This is a genomic window from Ammoniphilus soli (assembly GCF_040813775.1).
Map to the genome: position 1 here is coordinate 64,094 of NZ_JBEGDL010000020.1, position 22,236 is coordinate 86,329.

19 protein-coding genes and 1 tRNA gene are annotated in these 22,236 nt (G+C 36.4%); 12 read left to right on the top strand and 8 right to left on the bottom strand.

Features of this window, described 5'->3' with window-relative positions; translation table 11 throughout:
* Positions 1-17 precede the first annotated feature (17 nt).
* Both ABLT31_RS26855 and ABLT31_RS26860 read left to right on the top strand, forming a co-directional pair.
* Entirely contained in the window at positions 18-293 is a 276-nt protein-coding gene (locus tag ABLT31_RS26855) for a helix-turn-helix domain-containing protein (protein ID WP_367757620.1), read from the top strand.
* 446 nt (positions 294-739) lie between these two features.
* The gene (locus tag ABLT31_RS26860) at positions 740-1,003 is read left to right on the top strand and encodes a hypothetical protein (RefSeq protein ID WP_367757622.1); all 264 of its coding nucleotides are present in this window, start codon (positions 740-742) and stop codon (positions 1,001-1,003) included.
* Positions 1,004-1,142: 139 nt separating this feature from the next.
* Here ABLT31_RS26860 and ABLT31_RS26865 read toward each other — a convergent pair whose 3' ends face one another.
* Positions 1,143-1,583, bottom strand: coding sequence for a hypothetical protein (locus tag ABLT31_RS26865; protein WP_367757624.1), 441 nt, complete (start codon positions 1,581-1,583; stop codon positions 1,143-1,145).
* 322 nt (positions 1,584-1,905) lie between these two features.
* Here ABLT31_RS26865 and ABLT31_RS26870 point away from each other — a divergent pair, with 322 nt between their 5' ends.
* Positions 1,906-2,352: a hypothetical protein gene (locus ABLT31_RS26870; RefSeq protein ID WP_367757626.1), complete on the top strand. Its 447-nt coding sequence runs from the start codon at positions 1,906-1,908 to the stop codon at positions 2,350-2,352.
* Between the two features lie 315 nt (positions 2,353-2,667).
* Entirely contained in the window at positions 2,668-2,922 is a 255-nt protein-coding gene (locus ABLT31_RS26875) for a hypothetical protein (RefSeq protein WP_367757628.1), read from the top strand.
* Between the two features lie 258 nt (positions 2,923-3,180).
* Here the strand turns inward: ABLT31_RS26875 and ABLT31_RS26880 are convergent, their stop codons facing one another.
* Complete coding sequence (locus ABLT31_RS26880; protein WP_367757630.1) at positions 3,181-3,855, bottom strand: hypothetical protein; 675 nt, start codon at positions 3,853-3,855, stop codon at positions 3,181-3,183.
* A 1,021-nt stretch (positions 3,856-4,876) separates the two neighbouring features.
* Between ABLT31_RS26880 and ABLT31_RS26885 the strand changes: the two genes are divergently transcribed.
* The 5 genes from ABLT31_RS26885 to ABLT31_RS26905 all read left to right on the top strand — a co-directional run bounded on the left by ABLT31_RS26885 (position 4,877) and on the right by ABLT31_RS26905 (position 13,590).
* Complete coding sequence (locus ABLT31_RS26885) at positions 4,877-6,100, top strand: tyrosine-type recombinase/integrase (RefSeq protein WP_367757632.1); 1,224 nt, start codon at positions 4,877-4,879, stop codon at positions 6,098-6,100.
* A 585-nt stretch (positions 6,101-6,685) separates the two neighbouring features.
* Positions 6,686-7,840 carry a DUF3800 domain-containing protein gene (locus ABLT31_RS26890; RefSeq protein WP_367757634.1) on the top strand — a complete coding sequence of 385 codons (1,155 nt, stop codon included), beginning with the start codon at positions 6,686-6,688 and terminating at the stop codon, positions 7,838-7,840.
* A 74-nt stretch (positions 7,841-7,914) separates the two neighbouring features.
* Positions 7,915-9,393 carry a type I restriction-modification system subunit M gene (locus tag ABLT31_RS26895; RefSeq protein WP_367757636.1) on the top strand — a complete coding sequence of 493 codons (1,479 nt, stop codon included), beginning with the start codon at positions 7,915-7,917 and terminating at the stop codon, positions 9,391-9,393.
* Positions 9,386-10,663, top strand: coding sequence for a restriction endonuclease subunit S (locus ABLT31_RS26900; protein WP_367757638.1), 1,278 nt, complete (start codon positions 9,386-9,388; stop codon positions 10,661-10,663). Before ABLT31_RS26895 ends, ABLT31_RS26900 begins: the two co-directional genes overlap by 8 nt.
* On the top strand, positions 10,660-13,590 hold the full coding sequence (locus ABLT31_RS26905; protein ID WP_367757640.1) for a type I restriction endonuclease subunit R: 2,931 nt from the start codon (positions 10,660-10,662) through the stop codon (positions 13,588-13,590). Before ABLT31_RS26900 ends, ABLT31_RS26905 begins: the two co-directional genes overlap by 4 nt.
* On the opposite strand, the gene ABLT31_RS26910 is transcribed toward ABLT31_RS26905, so the two are convergent.
* Positions 13,580-14,308 (bottom strand): M48 family metallopeptidase, encoded by a 729-nt coding sequence (locus ABLT31_RS26910; protein ID WP_367757642.1) that lies wholly within the window; start codon positions 14,306-14,308, stop codon positions 13,580-13,582. The genes ABLT31_RS26905 and ABLT31_RS26910 overlap by 11 nt on opposite strands.
* 390 nt (positions 14,309-14,698) lie before the next feature.
* On the opposite strand from ABLT31_RS26910, the gene ABLT31_RS26915 reads away from it, so the two are divergent.
* The 3 genes from ABLT31_RS26915 to ABLT31_RS26925 all read left to right on the top strand — a co-directional run bounded on the left by ABLT31_RS26915 (position 14,699) and on the right by ABLT31_RS26925 (position 16,787).
* Positions 14,699-15,187, top strand: a complete 489-nt coding sequence (locus tag ABLT31_RS26915) for a hypothetical protein (protein WP_367757644.1) — start codon at positions 14,699-14,701, stop codon at positions 15,185-15,187.
* Positions 15,188-15,531: 344 nt separating this feature from the next.
* A tRNA-Arg gene (locus ABLT31_RS26920) sits at positions 15,532-15,608 on the top strand.
* Positions 15,609-15,788: 180 nt separating this feature from the next.
* Positions 15,789-16,787 carry a tyrosine-type recombinase/integrase gene (locus ABLT31_RS26925; protein ID WP_367757646.1) on the top strand — a complete coding sequence of 333 codons (999 nt, stop codon included), beginning with the start codon at positions 15,789-15,791 and terminating at the stop codon, positions 16,785-16,787.
* 262 nt (positions 16,788-17,049) lie between these two features.
* Here ABLT31_RS26925 and ABLT31_RS26930 read toward each other — a convergent pair whose 3' ends face one another.
* The 5 genes from ABLT31_RS26930 to ABLT31_RS26950 form a co-directional block, all read right to left on the bottom strand.
* Positions 17,050-17,514 (bottom strand): hypothetical protein, encoded by a 465-nt coding sequence (locus ABLT31_RS26930; protein ID WP_367757648.1) that lies wholly within the window; start codon positions 17,512-17,514, stop codon positions 17,050-17,052.
* Position 17,515: 1 nt separating this feature from the next.
* Complete coding sequence (locus ABLT31_RS26935) at positions 17,516-18,634, bottom strand: DUF3231 family protein (protein ID WP_367757650.1); 1,119 nt, start codon at positions 18,632-18,634, stop codon at positions 17,516-17,518.
* Between the two features lie 943 nt (positions 18,635-19,577).
* The gene (locus ABLT31_RS26940; protein WP_367757665.1) at positions 19,578-20,234 is read right to left on the bottom strand and encodes an FMN-dependent NADH-azoreductase; all 657 of its coding nucleotides are present in this window, start codon (positions 20,232-20,234) and stop codon (positions 19,578-19,580) included.
* 367 nt (positions 20,235-20,601) lie between these two features.
* Entirely contained in the window at positions 20,602-20,985 is a 384-nt protein-coding gene (locus tag ABLT31_RS26945) for a DoxX family protein (protein ID WP_367757652.1), read from the bottom strand.
* A 102-nt stretch (positions 20,986-21,087) separates the two neighbouring features.
* Positions 21,088-21,930, bottom strand: coding sequence for a pirin family protein (locus ABLT31_RS26950; RefSeq protein WP_367757654.1), 843 nt, complete (start codon positions 21,928-21,930; stop codon positions 21,088-21,090).
* Between the last annotated feature and the right edge of the window lie 306 nt (positions 21,931-22,236).

Consider the following 22,236-nt stretch of genomic DNA (forward strand, 5'->3'; position numbering starts at 1 on the left):
AACAGGAGGTGTAAGGGATGCTAACGGAAGATGATGCAGATGAATTGGAAGAAGGATTTTGTAAAGTAGGTTATGCAGCGAAAAGGTTAGGTGTATCACCTCAAACGGTGAAGCGTTATTGTGAAAGCGGAAGGATTCAAGGGGCAAAAAAGACCCTTGGGGGGCATTGGAGAATTCCTCAATCCGTTTTTTGCGTTTCTGAAGAACAACAAGCGAAAGCAAAGAAAACGATGCAACGCATTGATAAATTGAATACATTGGTTGGAGAGGTGGAGGATGAGTTCCACCTTTAAAGTTCAAAGGGCGTTTATCGATACCACAGATAATGTACTTATATAAGTACATTATCTGTGAAGTTTCTGAAATAACAGTGAATTATCCAAGGTGTAAATTTAATCTTTACACCTCTTTTCATTTTAAACAATGCTTATTTTATTACTTTGAATAACTTTGTATTCATTGGAAAAATCAGTGTACATACCTTCGTTAAATACATGTAAAGTGAAAAGCCCCTTATGAGCGCTTGTGAAAAAGATTTATCTAAATATTGGGCATACTGAATTTATTTTAGCAACTCCAGAATGTATGTTCTGGAATTTTATTATCAAGAATAGGATGTGATAGTTCAGCGGTTCCAAAGTGCACTAGTACTAGATATGTACAACAGTTCAATCGAACGGTGGTACCGCAAATAACACCAAAATGGAGGGATTTATTGATGAGAATAGAGGGGAGAGGAATGAAGATTACAAAAGATGGGGTTAAAGAGAAGTTAAAAAAGAAACGTGTTGGTGGTCCCTATTTGAACCCAGACACTTACAACAAGGCTGACCGACTCGCAAGGGTTCTTGGCATTGGTATCCCTCAGCTCCTTGAGGAAATGGCTGTAATGCTATTGAATCACCCCTCATGGGTTAACCATATACAGGACAAACATGGAGTGAGCCATAATGATTCTTTGCGCTTGACCCCTATAACGGAAAACGGAAGAATTACTTATTAAAGATTTTTTTGTACAGCATATAGCACTTGGTGCAAAGACCCCAGCGTTCATCTGTTGCTCCTTTTTGTCCACATTCACGGCATTTCACGTTGTTTTGCCCCTTTCTATATTTAAGCTTTGTAAAACAGAATTGTTGATTTCAACCCTGATATTCATTTTTGATTCTATTTTTATCTTCCGGACTGTACTCATGTTCAAGATGATATTGGCGAACCATACTTCGTAACACCTTAACCATTTGAGCTGTAATTACAGGCGTGGGTTGTTCATTTTCAAGTTCTTCCGAAAGATTCGGAAAAAATTGTTTCCATAGTAATTCAGAAATATTTTGGGTTTCCTTATCTGTTGCTTTCAAGGAATGATATAAGTTAACCAACATTTCTTTAACCAAAATATCGTCTTGTGCTTTCTGAAGAAAGGTTGCAAAATTCTCTGAATCCTTCAGGGAATAAAACACACAAACATTTCTGTAACGTTCATTTAGCTTACTTTTCTCTAGAAATTGTTCAAGTGATATTTCGTCACCAACCAAATGTTTTTTCCATTTTTCGACTGTTGCTATAAAGGCGTTGTAATCCATTTTAATCACCTTCCTTTGTTTGAAAATTAACAACTAACAATAGCAGAGTTTTTATTGGATTAACATCAGATTTACCAGTTTAAGAGACTTATAAACCCATGTAAGTGTAAAAGGGGATAGGAATTAATTTTTCATCCCTTTTTGTGTATTAATGTAATAGGAAACGGGTCACTTCCTGAATGTCTTTTTTATTTTGATTTGTTAGCATAACATTTTGCTTTCTTACATATAATAATTATTTTTTTAAATGTAGTCATACGTTGACCCTTTGTGGGGTATTGATAGACATGTAAGAAAAAATATGAGAAGAGGAGAAATAAATATGAGAATTAATAACTTTGGAGAGATTGTTAAGGATGCTTTAAACAAAATTGAGTATTGTCCATATTGTGCTTTAGATGATTTTACTGAGTACGAATCAAATTACCCAACACTTGTTATCGTAGAATGCTTGGGTTGTGCAGCTCTTTCTAAAATAGAGACTATAAACCAAAGTCCGTTGAACAAATTGTCTTCTTGCATGGGAGGAAAAATAAGTGCCCTTCTTGATTTCATAGAGGAGTACAATCGTATGCCTGACCTTATTGTTAACATGAAAGGACCAGACGGAAAGCAATTAATACTACAATATTGCGGGTTAGATATGTCCTTGGAGAATAATATCCGTAGAAGATTTATTTATAGAAGTCCGGGTCTTGTTGAGTCAGATAACTTTGAATGGATAAATCTCGATAAACTTTCTGGGACCATCCTTTATGATAATTATTAATACAAATAAAAGGTACTGTTTAAAAAAACAGTGCCTTTTTTCTTAAGACTTGTTAGAGCCTTATGTTAATTTTTTACCAAAATAAAAAACCGTAATTGTTTTGGTGGGTATTACTATCTGGGTTTAACTATAGAAGCCAGATACTTTAATAACACTGTTTCTCCTTCTTATCGTCATATCATATAACGATAAGAAATACGGAGGGTAAAGTTGTGAAAAACTTGCTCAATCATGTTTATTTAATCCGTTAACCAATGTTTTCCAAAAACATTGTATAGTAAGGTGGAGGTTAAATCAATTTAAGGGGATGGGATAATGAACAGGCTTATCGAATCAATGGTTCGAGAAAAAATTAACAATGGGCTGATAGAAGAAAAAATTTTTAAAGATGAATACTTTGCTGACAACAAGGAAAACTTCATGGCACTACTGGAAAAGTTAAAAGGTCAGATTTCCGATGAAGATTTCTTTGACCTTGAAGCTCATGCTAATGGCATGTGGGTATTCGCTTCAGAAGTAGCTTACCGTGAAGGCTTGAAAGATGGATTAAAATTGAAGGGTGAGGGGTAACCATAAGCTTTGAGGAATACTGCAAGTTTCAAAAGTAATAGAAACATGAAAAGCCCATAGCGGAGTTGTTTCGTTAAGGGCTTTTTTATGCATTCCTCAAATGAGTCATTATTTTCCACCGAGAATGAATTATTACAGGCTAATTTAACATCGAATCCCGTTGAACAAAATGTTATTTAGTAAAAAAATAAAAGCGTCATAAAGGCTGTATACATATTCTAAACGCAATATTCTTCATCATATTTAGGAGGTCTAAGTTTAATTTCGTTTTTTCTTTTTAATACTATTCATCACAATTTCTCTCAAATCTGAGTGAAATTCCTGAGCTTCTAACTCTGATTTATAATCATCTAGTAATCCTTCAATTTCACTTTGGTTTTCTATTATATCTATTAATAAGGGTTTCATACTAAGCTTAAATAAACTTAAGGTATAAAAAATAGCCAAATAAAAGAAATAAATAATCAACGAGGTACATAACCAAAACAGTATTTCATTAAATTCTTTTGGTATCATCGTGATAATAAATGAAATAAAAGTAGCGATGATATTAAAAATGATTATTGTGATTGTAGCTTGAAATGCATTAAGTATATTGGAATACATTTCATTAATTTTTATCAATAATTGTATAGCAATATTTTTACCATCTAGGGGCCTATCATAATCCCACCTGCTTACCTGATTTTTGAGTGTTTCTGTCATTTTTCCTGATGTTATAGCAAAACCACCTACAATGAAACCTAGCAGACCGAAAAATCCAGCACCTACCGCTAAAAGTAACGTTCTAGCATTCACCATATACTCATTAATGTTTGCTTTAGTAAGAGGTAATGTTAATGAAATTAAGTACAATGAAAAAACTGAAAAACAAATTGCTACTATATTATATTCGGTATTATATTTGAATGTTTTCAAAATCGATTTAAACATATCCTTACCCCGCAATTTTTGTGATTACTCCTTTTTTCGATTTAAAATTCCATTTCTCCTTCAATTCAAAATAAAAATTTAAAATTCAAGACCTTATATAAAAGGGGTCAACCATTTATCATACAATTTTCTATTCAACTAAACTCCCGATAGTTGAACGAATAAATGAAGAGCAGTAATAACCTGTTTCCATTTACCAATATTCTTCCAATGAAAACTTAATTGCCGTCCTAAAAATCATTTTTTCATTCACACACAAAAAAAATTTGGTTTGGTTATAGTTCCGTTTTGGTACTACTTTTTTCGATTGTACTATCGTTTTGACACCTATTTTTGGTCAGGACGGCAGGGTAGGACGGTCAAATCTATTAACAAAGTAAATAGAAAGTCGGTAAATGAGGTCGGCTAATTATAAACTACAAATACGTTCTAACAATGCCAAAGAAGGCTTTATGCGTTTTTAAAACGTTCCGCACCGTTTTTTTCAGCGTTCAACATTGTTTAAACTCTATTAACTTTTATAAACACTCAAATATCGTGAAACAATCTTTTTAAAATCGTTTCACGATATGGTTAAGGAATATTCAGTATATTAATTTCCTATTTACCACAATCAAGAGCTTTACCAAATATTAATCTGTTCTTTTTATTGGAATTCCCCATCACAATAACATCAAAACGCCATAAGCCCTAGAAATAAAGGATTTATGGCGTTTTGTATTTAGCTCAATAGATTTCAAACAGTCCCCGACAAATGGTGAAAAGGGTTTTATCTAAATAGGATTATATGATTTGGAATAGGAATCAAGGTAACTTGTTGATTTTATTTACCCGGCAGTAGAATAAAAGTATGGAATTAACAAATTCCAAAGAATCGTAACTTTATGGATTTTGTAAGGGTCAACTAGCAGGGGCTAAATTGTGAATTGTTGATTTAATAGTATTTTTAGATTTACCATCGCAGTGAGTTATCCATTACAAAGTCCATTAAAATTGAAAATCACATTATAGGGGGAATTTTATGATTAAAACTAGTCATGAACTTTATTACGAGTATGAGCCAATTCGAAAGAAAATCAAAGAGTATGTGGAAAGTGAATTGATGGGGAAAACCCAAGATACGCAGATAACGTATTATTACACGATAGAGAAATTTATGGAGTTTCTTTTCCTCAATGGATTCGAGAACCTACCTCAATTTACAGAGAAAGAAATCAATGCTTACTACCACAGACTTTATGATGAGAAAAAGTCCTCGTTTTACATTAACCGCACCTTCTATCCCATTTCTAGCTTTGCAAGGTTCATGGATATCAAATTGGAAAAAAAGAAAGTGGCTCTGCCAAAGGCTGAGGACCTTCGGGACATACAGCCCCGTTCTCTTGAAGATGAGCGAGTGGAGCAATTAGAGAACTTTCTATACTTGGAGTTGAAGAAGCAACAGGATAAAGCAGCAAAGAGTTTGTTATTCTGCACAGGGAAGATTCGGGATAAATTTAGAAACTACGTGCTTTATCGCTTGATGGTCCAATGTGGACTGAGAATATCCGAGGCAATTAATCTTGACATCGAGGATGTGGTTTTGGACGGTAAAAGAGAGGAATCCAGATTTCTTCATGTTCATCAAGGGAAAGGGAGAAAACCACGGAAGATTCCTATTCCAATGGATTTAAAGCATGTTCTGGCTGATTACATTCAATTTAGGGAAGAGAAAGACAAGCAGATTGAGTTCGAGAAATATTACTTTGACTGGATTAATAACCGATTGGTTGTTACAGAAAATATGTTTTCCGTTGAGCAACAGGAACGATTAACACAGCTAAAAAGTGAAATCGACATCATTGATAATCAACATTTTGGTGGAAAAATAGATAGAAAAGAAAGAAATCAAAAGGTGTTTCCATTATTTCTAGAGTTAAGAAGTATCGAATATAAAGCGTTGTTGCAATGGGTGGATTACAACTATGTCCCATTAAAAGCCTTATTTGTTTCGAACCGAGGCCAACGAGTGAAATCAAACAGTATGATGAAAATGTTCAAATCAATCGGAATTAAGAGCCATTCTCTTCGACACACAGCCATAAAACGAATGGTGGATAGCAATGTACCCATCAATCAGATACAAGCCTTTTCCGGGCATAAGACAGCGGATATGGTCTTGAGATATTCGAAACCACGTTTTGAGGAAATCGTTGAAACAGTGGATACTTATCAAAGGAAGTTTGAGCGGAAGAAGCTAACGTAATCATATTAGATTAATGTTTATTGAAAATGTAGGCTAAATTAATCGTGGACGTGATGTTTCATTTAAGGGAGCAATTAGCTCCCATTTTGATTTATTGATTTGTTATACTAATTAATATGTTTGTGAATTATCGGGGGGAACCCCGCTGGGAGTGTGCTTAACCCAGAACTTGTGGACAATACTCATAGCCCTTCTAACACTAGTAGTAGGATTAGGACTAATTAGGTTTTTTAGTCTTAAGCTTATTTCTGACCAATCGAAAGGGGAGATGTCTATGAAACAAAAGATATCTAATATGAGATTACTTACTTCTTCCATGCTTGAAACTATCTGGGCTATGTTAGTAAGTTACACAGTTGGGACTAGCTTGTCCCCGATAATTCATAAATTTTAAAGGGGACTTTAGACAGATGCTGAAGTTACCTTCATGAATCAACTTGTAGATGAAATTAAATTGTTTAAAGGTCGCATGTTAGGTGGCTTTTTTATTTGACCTTAAAGAAATATAAGACTGGAAATTGAAGGATAATCAATTGTTTTAGTGGAATTAGTCCTATAACTAATTCCAAATGGTGGTGGGTATTTATGACTAGCAACTCTCTTGAAAAAATTGAATTGAATATCCTAGATAAAGTTGATAACGAAATTAAGGAAGAGAATCTTGAGTTAGAAAAAGAAGAGATTGATGAAGAAAAAAAGAGGAAACGAGAAAAGGAAAGGGATATGCTCATTTCCAAATTAGCTTCCAATGATTATTCACATTTGGTTACTAGAGTTGCTCATGTTCTAAATAGGTATCCACACACTCGAAACTCGGATATAGCATTGCAACTAAAATATTGGGAAATATTTGATTCTGAACTATATATAAAAGGACAATCGATTAGCCCAGAAGACCTCTTTAAACTAGAAAGATTAACATCAATAACAAGGGCACGGGCAAAGGTTCAAAATGAGTATGGATTATTTTTAAGCGATGAAAAGGTAAGGCGATTCCGAAAAGATAAAGAAGAAGTTGAAAAGGAAATTCAAGTATCTAATAAACCAGATATACCTTCCATTACGATTTATTGTGATGAGAGTGGAAAGAATGGAACCTACGCTATTGTTGGGAGTTTGTGGATACTTGAGCGCGGAAGGGAACAGTTAATTAGACAACATATTTTGGAATGGAGAAAAGAAAGAGATATAAAACAAGAATTTCATTTTACTGATATGAAACGAAATCAGTTAGATTTATACGTAGATTTTTTTAATCAACTATTGTCATTAGGTGACATGGTTGGCTTTAAAGCCATCGCTTTTAAGATAGCAAATAATCAAAGAAAAACTGATGAGTTAATTAGTGACCTTCATTATCAATTAGTTCACCAAGGTATTGAGCATGAACTTCAAAGTGGCAGAGTTAACTTACCTCGTTTTATCAATTTCTTTAAAGATAAAGAAGAAGGAAATGATGCTTTAACTCTTACAAAAATAGAACAGCACTTGGAACTTCAATTTAAAGTAAATTATGAAGATAATTTGAGACTTGATTTATTTGGTTCAATAGAGTCCTATACAAGTCCTTTTATACAATTTGCTGATTTATTTACTGGTAGTATCAATAGAGTACTAAACGAAAGTCATAACAATCATAAAGATGTTTTTGCAAAATATGTAATTGAGGCTTTAGGGTTAGATATTAATAATATACAATCGAACGAGAGCGACATGGCAACAGTAATAATTATAGAGTAATAAATTCTAATGAACATCCATTCTTACTCTTTCAAAAGCCTACAATGGAATATTTAAGAACGGGGAAATGGTATATGTCAAAACTAACACTTCAACAATTAGAAGCTCACCTATGGGAATCAGCAAATATACTACGAGGAAGTATAGATTCCTCTGACTATAAAAATTACATATTCGGAATGCTCTTTTTAAAACGACTTAATGACGTTTTCGTAGAAGTAGCTGAACGTATTGAGAAAGAAGAAGGAGAAGATTACGGTTGGACAGACCGTGATGAACACCAATTTTTTGTTCCAGAGCGTGCTCGTTGGTCTTCCATTAGCAAAATTACGCAGGACATTGGAGCAGCCATAAACGTTGCCTTTGAATTATTAGAAGAAGAAAACTCTACGCTGCAAGGCGTTTTGGCTAGTATCGACTTTAATGATAAGGAAAGATTACCTGATAGCGTCATTTCTAAATTGATTCAGCATTTCAGCGCCATAGATTTGCGGAACGATAACTTGTCGGAGCCAGATATGCTTGGACGTGCTTACGAATATCTCATTAAACAGTTTGCCGATGATGCAGGGAAAAAAGGCGGAGAATTCTATACACCTTCCAAAGTGGTTGAGTTGATTGTAAAGCTCATAAAGCCAGAAGAAGGCATGAGGATAATGGACCCCACCGTAGGCAGCGGCGGGATGTTGGTTCAATCGGTTGATTACATAAAAAGCAAAGGTGGAAATCCGCGTAATCTTACTTTGCACGGACAAGAAAAGAATTTAAATACATGGGCGATTTGTAAAATGAATTTATTATTACATGGATTAAGCGACCATCGTATTGAAAAGGGTGATACCATTCGTGACCCGAAACTTGTTGAAGATGGGGAGTTAATGCTATATGACCGCGTAATTGCGAATCCGCCATTCAGCTTGAAGAATTGGGGACGTGAAGATGTAGAGGAAGACGGATATGGACGTTTCCGTTTTAGGCTTCCGCCAAAGGATAAGGGTGATTTAGCCTTTGTTCAGCATATGATTTCTTCATTAAATCATGAGGGGATAGCTGGTGTAGTCATGCCTCTTGGTGTACTGTTCCGTGGCGGAGCAGAGGGAACTATTCGGCTGGGCATTTTGGAAGAAGATTTATTGGAGGCTGTTATTGGATTGCCATCAAACTTATTCTATGGGACAGGAATCCCAGCGTGTATCCTGATATTTAATCGCAAGAAATCAGCTAGTAAGAAGGGAAAAGTGTTCTTCTTAAATGGAGCAAACGATTATCAAGAAGGCAAAAACCAGAACTTCTTACGAGATGAGGATATTCAGAACATCGTTGAAGCATATGACAAATGGGAAGACGTAGAAAAGTATTGCAGAACGGTTGAACTTGAGGAAATCCGCCAGAATGATTACAACCTGAATATTGCTCGTTACGTTGATTCAACAGATGAAGAAAAACAAATTGATGTTGCAGAAGCGATTGCTGAGCTGCGAAAGTTGGAAGAAGAACGTCAAGAAATTGAATTGGTGATGAACGGGTATTTAAGGGAGTTAGGCTATGAATAAAGTTACCTACAAGAATTACAAAGAAACTCATATTGGAGCTATCCCATTTGAGTGGGAAGAAGTAACTATGGAAGAAATTATTGAATTAGTGAGTGGACAATCATCACCAACTCATGAAGTAAACTATGATGGGGAAGGAGTTCCTTATGTGACTGGACCTGAACAGTGGACAGGGAATTATATAGAAGAAAGCAAGTGGGTTATGAATCCTAGAAAGGTGTCGCCCAAAGATTGTTTCTTTATAACTGTAAAAGGTTCAGGTACAGGAAAGGTTTTCCCCGGAGGACAATTTGCAATTGGTAGGGATATAATGGCAATCACATCTAAGTTGAAATCCGATACCAAGTTTTTATTTTATGTCGTTACTCATCAGGCAGAGAGAATCGTCAAAAATAAAGTTGGAATGGTTCCGGGGATTAGTCGTTCTGATATTTTAAATCATAAAATTGCTTTGCCAAAATTATCAGAACAACGTAAAATTGCGACCATCCTAACCTCCATTGACGAAGCAATCGAGAAGACGGAAGCAATCATCAAGCAGACGGAAAAGGTAAAACAGGGATTGATGCAACGATTGCTTAAGAAAGGAATCAGTCACACAAAGTTTAAGCAGACGGAGATTGGCGAGATACCTGAGACGTGGGATGTATTAAACATTGGTGATATAGCAAAGTTACAGGGCGGTTATGCTTTTAAAAGTAGTGACTATAAACTTTCTGGTATACAGTTAATTCGTATAAGCAATTTATTCGGGAAATTTTTGAATTTGGATAAGGAACCGGTTTATTTACCTAAATCATATCTCCATGAATATGACAGATTTGTATTGAAGCCTAACGATTTAATAATATGTATGACTGGAACATTAGGTAAGGAAGATTATGGGCATGTTATTAAAATTCCTAAAATAAATAGACCATTGTTACTAAATCAGCGTGTAGGTCGGTTCAATATATTTGGTTCTGTAAATACCGAATTTTTCTATTGGTACCTTTCGAGTAGATTATTTTTAGACACTATTTATAAGTTTGGTAGTGGAAGTAAGCAGGCTAACTTGAGTGCCAAACAAATAGAAAGCATATTAATACCTATTCCTCCAATTGATGAACAGGAGAAAATAGGTTCTGTCATTAACTCTGTGGATAATAAAACCGAGAATGAAAAACAAAAACTCAAACAATTAAAAACTTTAAAGAATGCTTTAATGCAGGTCCTTCTCACTGGCAAAGTTCGTGTAAAAGTAGATGATAACGCTGAGGTGACAGTATGACTTCACCCACACAAGACTGGAACGAGAAACAACTGGTTGAAAACCGACTTATCGAACAACTGAAACAATTGGGCTATGAGTATACTCATGGCCCCTCTCTAGATAACGAAAGGGAAACATTACGTGAAGTTGTTCTTCAAGACCGTTTTGCCAAAGCGGTGAAACGATTCAACCCATGGATTAACGATAACAATCTTCGGAAAGTGATTCGCTATATAACCCACATTGAAGCATCGAGCCTAATGGAAGCCAACGAAAGACTGCATGAGGACATTGTTCATTTTATTTCTGTTGAGCAAGACTTAGGAAAAGGCAAAAAGAATCAAACGGTAAAGCTAATAGATTTTGATAACATCGACAACAATGAATTCCTAGTTGTCAACCAATTCAAGGTTAGTGGGGGAACAGATAATATCATTCCTGATGTTATTCTCTTCGTTAATGGGCTTCCCTTGGTGGTTATTGAGTGCAAAAGTGCCTTCATTACAAGCCCTATTGCTCAAGCTGTAAAACAATTGGAACGCTATCAGCGTGATTGTGAACGCCTATTCTATTACAATCAAATCCTGATTGGAACTTGTGGACAACAGGCGAGGTATGCAACGATTGGGGCAAAGTTACGCCACTATGGAGAATGGAAAGACCCATGGCCGCTTCGAAATACGGATATCGGAGAAAATATAAATCCGCAAGATGTTCTGGTAGCGGGAATGCTAACGAAAGAACACCTATTAGATTTAATTCAAAATTTTATCGTTTTCGAACCTGAAGGCGGTAAAACCATAAAGAAATTAGCACGGTATCAGCAATTCCGAGCCGTTAATAAAGCCATTGAGCGAATCAAAATAGCGGAATCTCCAACAGATAGAGGCGGCGTGGTTTGGCATACGCAAGGTTCGGGAAAATCCCTAACTATGCTGTACCTATCAATTAAATTGCGTCGATTAAAGGAGCTTGAAAACCCAACGATTGTAATTGTTACGGACCGAAAAGATTTGGATAATCAAATCACTAATACGTTTCGACGTTGTGGCTTCCCCAATCCACAACAAGCCGGCAGCGTTGGGGAGCTTCGAGAGTTATTGAAGCAAAGTGTTGGCTGCACGATTATGACTACTGTTCAGAAGTTTCAGGAAGACCAAGAAAAAGAAGCATTGAGCGAAGCAGAAAATATTTTTGTTCTTGTTGATGAGAGCCATCGAACTCAGTATAAGGGATTGGCGGTCAATATGAGAACAACATTGCCAAATGCTTGTTATCTTGGGTTTACGGGTACGCCAATTGATAAAAAAGATAAAAGTACAACAAGAACTTTTGGTACGTACATTGATACTTATACCATTCAACAAGCCGTAGACGATGGAGCAACCGTTCCAATCCTCTATGAGAGCCGGTTGCCTGACCTTAACATCGAAGGGAAAACCTTAGATGCTTTGTTTGACCGCATGTTCCAATTGTATTCTGACGATGACCGAGAGCGTATCAAGAAGAAATATGCCAATGAGGAAGCCATTACAGGAGCACCAAAGCGAATAGAAGCTATCTGCCTTGATATTTTGGAACATTTTGAAACCCATATAAAGCCAAATGGGTTTAAGGCTCAAATTGTTTCTGTAAATCGAGAAACAGCAGTTTTATATAAGAAAGCACTTGATAGATTAAATGGTCCTGAATCCGTTGTTATCATGTCTGGCAACGGGAATGATTCTGAGGAATTAAAAAAGTTTCATCTCAGTAGGGAACAACAAAAACAATATATCGAACGATTCAAAAAACCACTATCCGAAGATAAAATTGCTTTTATTATCGTTTGCGATATGTTGTTAACTGGCTTTGACGCGCCTATTGAACAGGTTATGTATTTAGACAAGCCACTAAAAGAGCATAATTTATTACAAGCCATCGCTCGTGTGAATCGAACTTATGAGAAAAAGGATTACGGTTTAATTGTTGATTATTATGGTGTATCTGGTTTTTTAAAACAGGCATTAGGCATCTTTAATGCGAAAGACGTTCAAGGGGCTATGCTCCCCATTGAAACTGAACTCCCCCGTCTTCAAACCCGACACAGAGCAGCTATGCGATTCTTTGATAAAGTGAACCACAGGGATATAGAGGCTTGTATTAAAGTTTTAGAGCCTGAAGATGTGAGAACAGAATTTGACCTTGCTTTTAAGCGATTTAGTTCTAGCATGGATATGATTATGCCAAATCCTGCTGCAAATCCATATCGAGATGATATGAAGTTTTTAGGTAAGGTTAGATTAGCAGCGAAACAACGTTACCGAGATGAAGAAATGGATATTTCTGATTGTGGGGAAAAGGTCAAGCAACTCATTGCAGAGTATATTCAAACCAATTCCATTGAAGTGCTACATGACCCAATAGATATTCTTTCAACTCGATTTACTCAGAAAGTAGATGAATTGAAGTCTGATGAAGCCAAGGCATCGGAAATAGAGCATGCCATTCGCCACGAAATACGGGTTAAAATTGACGAAAATCCAGTGTATTATACGTCTCTTCGTGAAAGGTTGGAGAAATTAATACAAGCCAAAAAAGATGAACGGATTGAATCGGTTCAGTTGGTTTTGGAACTGAAGGAACTCATCAATAATATGAGAGGATACACCAGTGAAGCGGAGAAAACTGGTTTAACCAAAGAGGAGTATGCGTTTTATCAGCTTCTTCATAAAGAATTAAACTCTAATGATGAGGACAGTTCCATCAAGGATTTAACCCAAATACTTGTGGAAGATGTATCTGAATTAGCTCAGGTTGTGGAGTGGACAGAGAAGGAAGATGTACAAAGAGAAATGAGGAAGAAGATTAAGCGGCAATTAAGAGCAAGCAAATGTCCGACTGAAAAAATTGAATCTCTTCCTCAAAAAATTATAGATTTGGCAAAGGTTCATTTTAAAAGGTAAGAGTAGGTCCATTAATTCTTAACCATTCTTTTCTGCTTTCATAATCAGGTAATGTCAATTGTACTAACCGCCAAAAGTCTGAAGAGTGGTCGGGATACTTTAAATGGGCTAATTCATGAACAATGACATAATCAACGACACGCATCGGGGCCATCAGGATTTTCCAATTGATATTGATGGTTCCGTTTTTTGTACAACTACCCCAACGTAGTTGCTGTTCTTTGACAATTAATTTTGAGGGATATAGTTCTAATTTCGGGCAGTAGATTTTTAAACGTTCTTTAACCTTTTGATGCCCGTGCTTGATATACCATTCCTTAAACAATTGTTTGAGTGATTCGTGTCTCTTAGATTCATCATAGTTAGTTGGTATTTGTGATAGGAACCGTCCTTGATGAAAAAGTAATGTGGCTTCTTTAATGGATTCGGTTGTCGAGACCTTTAATTTATAATTCCGTCCTAGATAAGGGAATTTTTCCCCGCTTAAAAATTCCTTGGGTTTTGGTAGTTGGTTTATTTCACTGAATTCAGACCACTTCTTTAGTATCCAAGGGGCTTTTTTGTAGAGAATTTGTTCGATTTGAATATCACTAATTTCCAGAGGTGCGACAACATTAATGCCGTCTATCCAATCGATTGTAATGGCTACGTCCTTTTTGCTTTCGATTCTTGAGATGGAGTAATCAATAGTGGTAGTACCAAATTGAAACGCAGGCATTCAATATGCTCCTTAATATAATACTTCCTTAAAAGTGTATCTCATCGTTTTTGCTATAGTCAATGTATTTGAGCATAAGGGTATGAGGATGTGAAAATACAAGCCAGTAGTAATCAAAGTTTCGAAAAAAGATTGCTAAAAAGCTAAAAAATACTGAGGGAAATAGGGTTTGATAGAGCTGCTTTTGATATGAATAATACTAAAACCACTGAAAACGATATATAACAGAAATTAGATAAAAACGAATATCAGTGTTTTAATGGATATTTTCCCGTATCCCTGTTATCGTGGAAATTGAATCGAAAATAACAACAAAACGTTATATGAAATCATTTTGAAACACAGTCTATTGTTTCTAACTTGCTCACATAAACTCATTAGGAGATATTCATGAAGAAACGTGATTGGGGTCTTATCGCTACAATAATTTCTGCAGTTATTGCCTTACTTGCGTACTTAAATGATGTAAATATTCTTGAGAAAATTGAAAGGGTTATTTCAGGACAAAACACACCCAACCAAGAATTAAATAACGGGAATCCAAATGATAACACTAAGGTAGAACCAGTAAAAGACACTAATAAGGGGAAAGTGCTTCCCCCCAACCAGAGTCATAAGGTTGTAGAGGATACTACGATTGAAGAAGGAATGGCGTTTACATATGAAAGATTAATTATCTCATTTAAAATGAACTATGAAGAAAGACAAACCACTTTTAAAATCGGTGCAGTTGATTCTGAAGAAAAAACATACAGTGATATCAATACGGGACAATCTATACCCTATTCTTATAAAGGTACTAATTATTATGTTATTATCAAACAAATTCGACACAATTCTGTGGGAGCTGGCATAATAAAGATTGATATTTATAAATAATTTAGAAAAAAATTCGGTTTCCTTTGGGAAAACCGAATTTTTTGTTGTGTATTTAAATTTTACAAATTAAAAGATGATAATTAATAAAGAGTACGATGTTTAAGGGAATAAAGGCATTAACTATTTTAACGTTGTAAGTCTTTTTGTGTGGGGTTTTATGATTCCACGCAACGTCTTGACCGTTGCGTGGTGGTCATGATTCCCTGTGATAAAAACTTGATGTATCGAATAACTATAAGTATAATAAGACTGTGTAACAAAAATATACGAAACTGCTGGACTAAAAGCAGTCCGCGAACTAAGTAATTTCTTTAAAAACACAGCTACAATGCGGTGTTGAACATGGCCCCGTAGCTCAGCAGGATAGAGCTGCAGTTTCCTAAACTGTGAGTCGGAGGTTCGAGTCCTCTCGGGGCCGCCATACATAATAAACCGCATGTAATCAACGTTTGTCCAACGTTAGGCAAACGAAAGCGACACACAGTTTCGATCTTAAAATAACGTTGACTGTGTGACTTATACCGTATAAACTGTGTGATTAAATGCCTAGACTGTGTGAGTAACGCCTTCCAGTAGTCCAATACTGGAGGGCTTTTTATTTATGTCAATACAAGCGGGAGCAGAGAAAAGGCGTGGAAAGCGAGTCATCGGAGAGCGGAGAACCCGATCGGAATCTCAAACATCAACGGTGATTGTGGAAGGATATACGATTGAGGAAGCGTTTGAGTTATTTCTGCGAGTGAAGGAAGCAGAAAACGTTAAACCTCGCACGAGGAAAGAATATGACGTACAATATCGTTACTTCACGGAATGGCTCGAAGGATATGCTCCGGATGTAAAATATATTGGTGACATAACGACAAGCATGATCCGGGATTATATTCATTACCTCGCCCACGACAAAACGAAGTACGAAGGGAATCCATACAAAAAAGACGAATATAAGCAAGAGAAAGGACTGTCGCCTTATACGATCAATATTCGGATTCGATTCCTGAAATCGTGGTTTAACGTTTTAGTGAAAGAGCGTATCCTTCCCCATAGTCCCATGCAAACGATCAAGCTGATGAAAGTCGATGAGGATACGAAGGAACCGCTGATAGAGGACGAAGTCCGGCTCTTACTTCAACAGCCGAATCAACGCTTATATGCCCAATATCGTGATTACGTGATGATGACTCTTTTTATCGATAGTGGAATGAGGGTAAACGAAGTATGTTCGTTGGACATCGAGGATATTGATTTCAAGTCTCGGTATATCCATCTCCCCGCTTCGAAGAACAAGAACCGGAAAACACGGATCATCCCGTTATCCAGTGAAACCATTCGTCTATTGCTCGACTTGATAAACGAAACCAAACAGTATTTTGATTTTAAACTTGCATATAACCAAATTAACTCGTGGAAAGAAGGGAATCCAGTGATAGATGGTGAGGGTATCTCTGGAACATTTTTCGGAATACCTTTGAACCTTAACTACGATGAAGGGATTCATTATTCGGATGTATTAGGATACGCAAATTCTCTCTTAATACTTGGGGTGCTTTTATTAGTGGGTTCGATAGTTTTACTATTCAAAGTTTATAAAGTGAAGAACTAATTAAAAAGGGCAGGTTTTGCTTTCTTTTCTTTATTGAGCTAACGGGAGTCGATAGCACGAGAACGGGATCGGCATCTGTCCCCCTGCTTCGTTGCTGCGGTAACAGGGATTAGTTCAATAATAGGAGGATATCATTTTTTTATTTGTTCCACCCTCTTTAAGTGATATTGAGTCGGTAATTTGAAGCAAATACATACGATTGTATCAACCCGATTAAAAAAATGAGACTGGTATATAATTCAGCCTCACTTTTTGATTTGTTTTATTGAGAGATACATTTTAATAAGAAACTTCTTAACATAAACCCTACACCTATACCGATAATCAAAAACAAGATGGAGAGCCAAATGGGTCCCAAAATCACTCCAAAAACCATGAGGGCGTTAGAATAGATAACTCCTATGGTGCCAAAGTAAGCTGAGAATACAAAAGGCAGAAACGAGTAGGGTTCTTTGCCACCTCCCGCATCGCGATATGCATCCCACATACCGAAAAGGTAAACACAAGGATAGAACAATAGCCATTGATAATTGGCTTCCTCAATCGCTGTTAGTATCTCACCTTGAAAACTTAAAATGATTACAGTATTTAAGTTTGAATAGGTGTTGATTAGAAATTCCAACATAAGGAGTACGAGTCCTTTTAGAAATTTCCTATTTAAAAACTGTCCAAATCCCGGAAACGCAATACTCCATAATAATACTTCAATTGGTTTTGGGTTTGACATCTCATTTCTTTTCACCTTGTGCGAGAGACTTTCTGTCAATTGCTTCGGGTTGTTTTTCTAACCAACCATGCTTAAGCAGGATAGCGTACAAACCTTTAGCGTTTTTATTTACGTTATTAACATTTTCATTGTAAGTCAGAACTACATCCGGTCTCAACGACGAAGCCATGCCTGTAGCATAATAAATAATCGCTGAGTTCATTAAAAATGCTATATGAAGCATCATAAGCTTATCCGAAAAGGGACTAACTGTAGAGTTAGTGACTTCATTATCCCACGTACGGGGGGATTTTAAATGCTCCTGTACCAATATCGTGGTGAGCCTGTCAATATTCTTACCTGCTACCTCACTAATATCAAACATAAACTTGCGTACATCCTCGGTTTCAGCCACTTGACTAAACGCAATAGTCAAAGCCCTAGGAAGTGTAATCTTTTTGACAACCGTGAAAAGGTTATTTATTTCGGAGGCATTAAGGGGTCTTTTGTCACCGAATAAGTTAGACATTATCCCCGTACTTTCAACAAACTCAACTTGTTCCGGGGATGGAATCGAAGGAACACCTGAAAACAGTCCTTTCGATTGACTATACTTTATGGTTTTACTAATTAATTCACTAGCCGTTACGGTACATTCATGAAAAAAATTTCTAATATCTTCACGTTCGGAAGTGGCAATGGCTAAACTATAGGCGTTTAAACCATGACACGTCATTATTTCCGTGTAAAACGCTAATAATGGGTCTGAGAATAGACGGGGGGCATTGAGATTTACATCATGTTCTGTAAATCCCATGGGAACTTGAAAATTTGCCTGTTTAAAAAAGGCAGTAATTTGAGTAACATGGTTCTCAGCCAATTGTAAAGCAAACTCTAAAATGGATTGGAGTTGCTTATCTTCAACAATTTCAAGGAAATATTTATAAACACAGGTTCCTAAAGTGTCGCCAAGGTATTGCACCCAAAGTGTAGATACCTCCGCAGCAGTTAAGGTATTTTTCTTGGTGGTGGTGCCCATGATTTGAGTTAAAAAGTCGATTATCTCAGCATTCGAAATGCCGGTTTTCTTTTTTTCCACAATTAATTGACTGAAAAGGTTAGAAAGGTTGTTCTGATTCATTTCACCCACAATTTGGGTTAGCAAAGTAGTTATTTCAGGATTGTTAATGCTGGTCTTCTTTTTTTCTTGAATAAATTGTGTGAAAAGGTTGGATACTTCTGGAACTGAAAGATTGTTATTCTTTATTTCGTTTACGTATTTTGGTCAATTGATGTTGTGCTCAAGAGAATTGCCTCCAAATATTTATTAAAATTAACTGTAGTTTTATCCAAAGTTATTTTATGATCTTTATTAATATTAATGTAGAGGTTATGTTGGAGGATATTGGATAAGAAAAAATCTTATTGAACAAACGGGAGTCGATAGTTAAATTATGACGATACAACATTGAATCAATTAATTTCATACCGCCCCTGCCCCCGGTGTAGGGCTATCGTTTATTCAACGAGGGTATAACGGAGGTTAACCATAACCGCCCAGATTAATGATATCTCGTCAATCACGGATAATAAAAAAGAACGGCTCATGATACGAGTGAACCGTTCTTTATGGTTTAAACGTATGGGAGCAAACTCCTGATATATGTGCTCGGGGAAGCGGAGCGCTTAGGCGTGAAGCGGATTTATTGCAATGCTAGGAACGACAAAGCATCGTTCTATGAGAAATTTGGACTTTCTAAAAAAGAAAACACCTTTAGTAAAAGCGGTAAACATTATATAGTCATGGAACGGTTCTACAGGGGCCAGGAAACTACAAACAGAAAGGAAGAGTGATCGCGTAAAAAAGCCGGCCATTTTTTTGCGTACAAGTTCTTATCACAAACGCACGCGAATTAAGCTACCATTTTCTGACGCTGCCCCTGGAAGGGTTTTTTTTATGTGGTTCATGCCGTAAAAAATTTTGGCGCTACTCCTCATGAATATTTGATTAAGTTCTAAATTTGGTTACAAAAAAAGCCTTCTGTCACGTAGATCAGAAGACTTATTTCCTTTTTTTAAAGAAGTTATACAGTCACTTTTTCACGAGCAAAATTCTTGACTACTTTCTTAGCGTGTTCAATGGCTTTTGCCTTAATATTTTCCGCTTCATTCGGCATTTGTGCCATTCCTTCTACAATGATAGACTCAACATCAGTAATACCAAAGAAACCCATAATGGTGCGAATATACCGATCTCCCATTTCCACTTCCTTTCTCGGACCTTCTGAATAAATCCCGCCTCGTGCTTGAATATGAACAGCTTTTTTTCCTGGTAGCAGTCCAACTGGCCCCTCTGCGGTGTATTTAAAAGTTTTTCCTGCAACGCAAATGGCATCAATATAGGCTTTCATTAACGGTGGAATACTAAAGTTCCACATGGGGGTCACAAATACATATTTATCTGCTGCAACAAACTGATCCACTAATGTATTGAGGGCACTCACTTTTTCCTTTTCATCAGTAGAAAGCTGTTCAAATGCAGTTCCTTGTTGAAGTTTACCCCAACCACTAAAAACATCTGTATCGATATAGGGGATTTTGGTATGGTAAACATCAAGTTCAATAATTTCATCCTTCGGATTTTCTTGGCGATAAGCGTCTAAAAATGCTTTTCCAACGGATAGACTAAAGGATTGATCCTCAGTTTTAGGATTTGCTGTAATATACAATACTTTGGCCATTTTTTCATCGTTCCTTTCTGGATTGAAGATATGTTTTAACCAACCAATCATACGATGAGCCACTCCATAGCTCTTAATAGCATTTTTTTATAAAGGATCATGTTATTCATAAAGGTAATGAAATGAGTGTTCATGGTCAAAAAGACTGAAATACCCCTATATGGGTAGCGTCAGGAAAATGACATGCGTCACTCATTTTTTGGTGACGTATCAGTACTATGCTTTACTTACATGACCTTAATAGACACCAAGCAGTTCAGAGGACGTTTACAAAGTCAACAAACTTGTCCACGGTACGGACTCATTGGATGAAATTCCATCTTGGTTTCAAGCATCATCTTAATTATATTTTGCTCGGGAGCAAGATTTAATTCAAACTTAAAGGACCAGAACCCAAATAGATAATCATTAATGTTGCACCCATAAGAGAAAGGTTCTTGAAAAAATGCACACTCTGAATTTGCCTTTGATGATTATCTGACAATCCCCAAAAACGGTGGACGATAAAAGTTGTCGGTATTAGAAAAATAAAAAGAAGAAATGCACCGATTTTTGAATAGAAGCCAAGTGCAACACTTAAACCACCAACAAGGGCACAGAGACTCATAGCGGCAGCTGACAATTTTGGAAAAGGAGCTTTAAATTTCTTCGCCATCTCTACTGTGTGAGTAAAACCTTTTATGTGATTAATTCCTCCCGAAATAAAAATAATTGCAAATAATAATCTTCCGATTAGAAATACAAAATCCATAAATATCATCCTTTCGCAATTAATTTAATTTTTTAAAATAATTAACCCAAGGGGGTTTTGCTTGTCGGTAATGCGATTGGACAAACGAAAACCCTGCTCCGTTCAAAATTTCCCCTCACGATAGTCTTGAAAAGCCTGTTGTATCTCTTCCTCTGTATTCATTACGAAGGGTCCGTATGCTACAACAGGTTCTCTAAGAGGCTCACCGGCAAAAAGAACAAGGCGTAATTTTTCGTTGGCAGAAACGGAAATACTGCTCATTTCCGATTTATCAGCGGAACCTAACCACATCGCTTGCCCTTTTTTAGCCTCGACTTTATTTTCTCCGAATGTGCCGCTTCCTTCTAGCACATAGATATAGCCGTTATAGCTACCCGGTAGTTCTTGAGTAATAGAAGTTCCGTTTTCCAAAACCATTTCGACAAATGTGACAGGTACGTAATTTAGGGTATTAGACACAACATCCCCTGACGAGCCTGAATATATCCGAACTAAAGCACCACCTTCTTGGCGAACAGGCACGTCTTTTACATGCAGGGTTTGGTATCGGGGTTCTGTCATTTTATTCTTGCGTGGGAGGTTAACCCAAAGTTGAAGGAGATGGACTGCCTCACCATCGAGTGGAGTTTCATTATGAACAACTCCTCTACCTGCGGTCATAAACTGCAAATCCCCCTTTTCCAGAATTCCATCTGCTCGCGTCTTATTATCGTAATGTTTAAGTCTGCCATCGATAATAAATGTAATGGTCTCTATTCCACAATGAGGGTGAACATCAAATGCCCCTTTTTCAAATTTATCTTCCATACATAATAAAAACGGGTCGTAATCTTTCCCATTCCCCGGTGCAAGAACAGGGCTTGCGGTGTGAATATTACTGATTTTTTGTTCGTTTACTGTCCATATTTTTTTCATTTCACGACGATTCATATTTTCATTTTTCATTTGACTAACTCCTTTCGTGTAGTTACGATCATAATAAATCATTAAAATAAAATCTGTAAGTATGCACTTTGAAGGTATATAGTATACTAAAAGATACTGATGGAGGTTTAAATGAAAATAAAACCTGAATATTGTAAAGTACACGATGCTCTTTCCATCTTAGTTGGGAAATGGAAGCCCACCATATTAATGTATCTAATGTTTGAAGGCACAATGAGATACGGAGGATTAAAAAAAGCGCTTGTAGGTATTACCCCATGCCCATCAAGCTAACAGCACTGAAAAAATAATTGTAATAAAATGTGG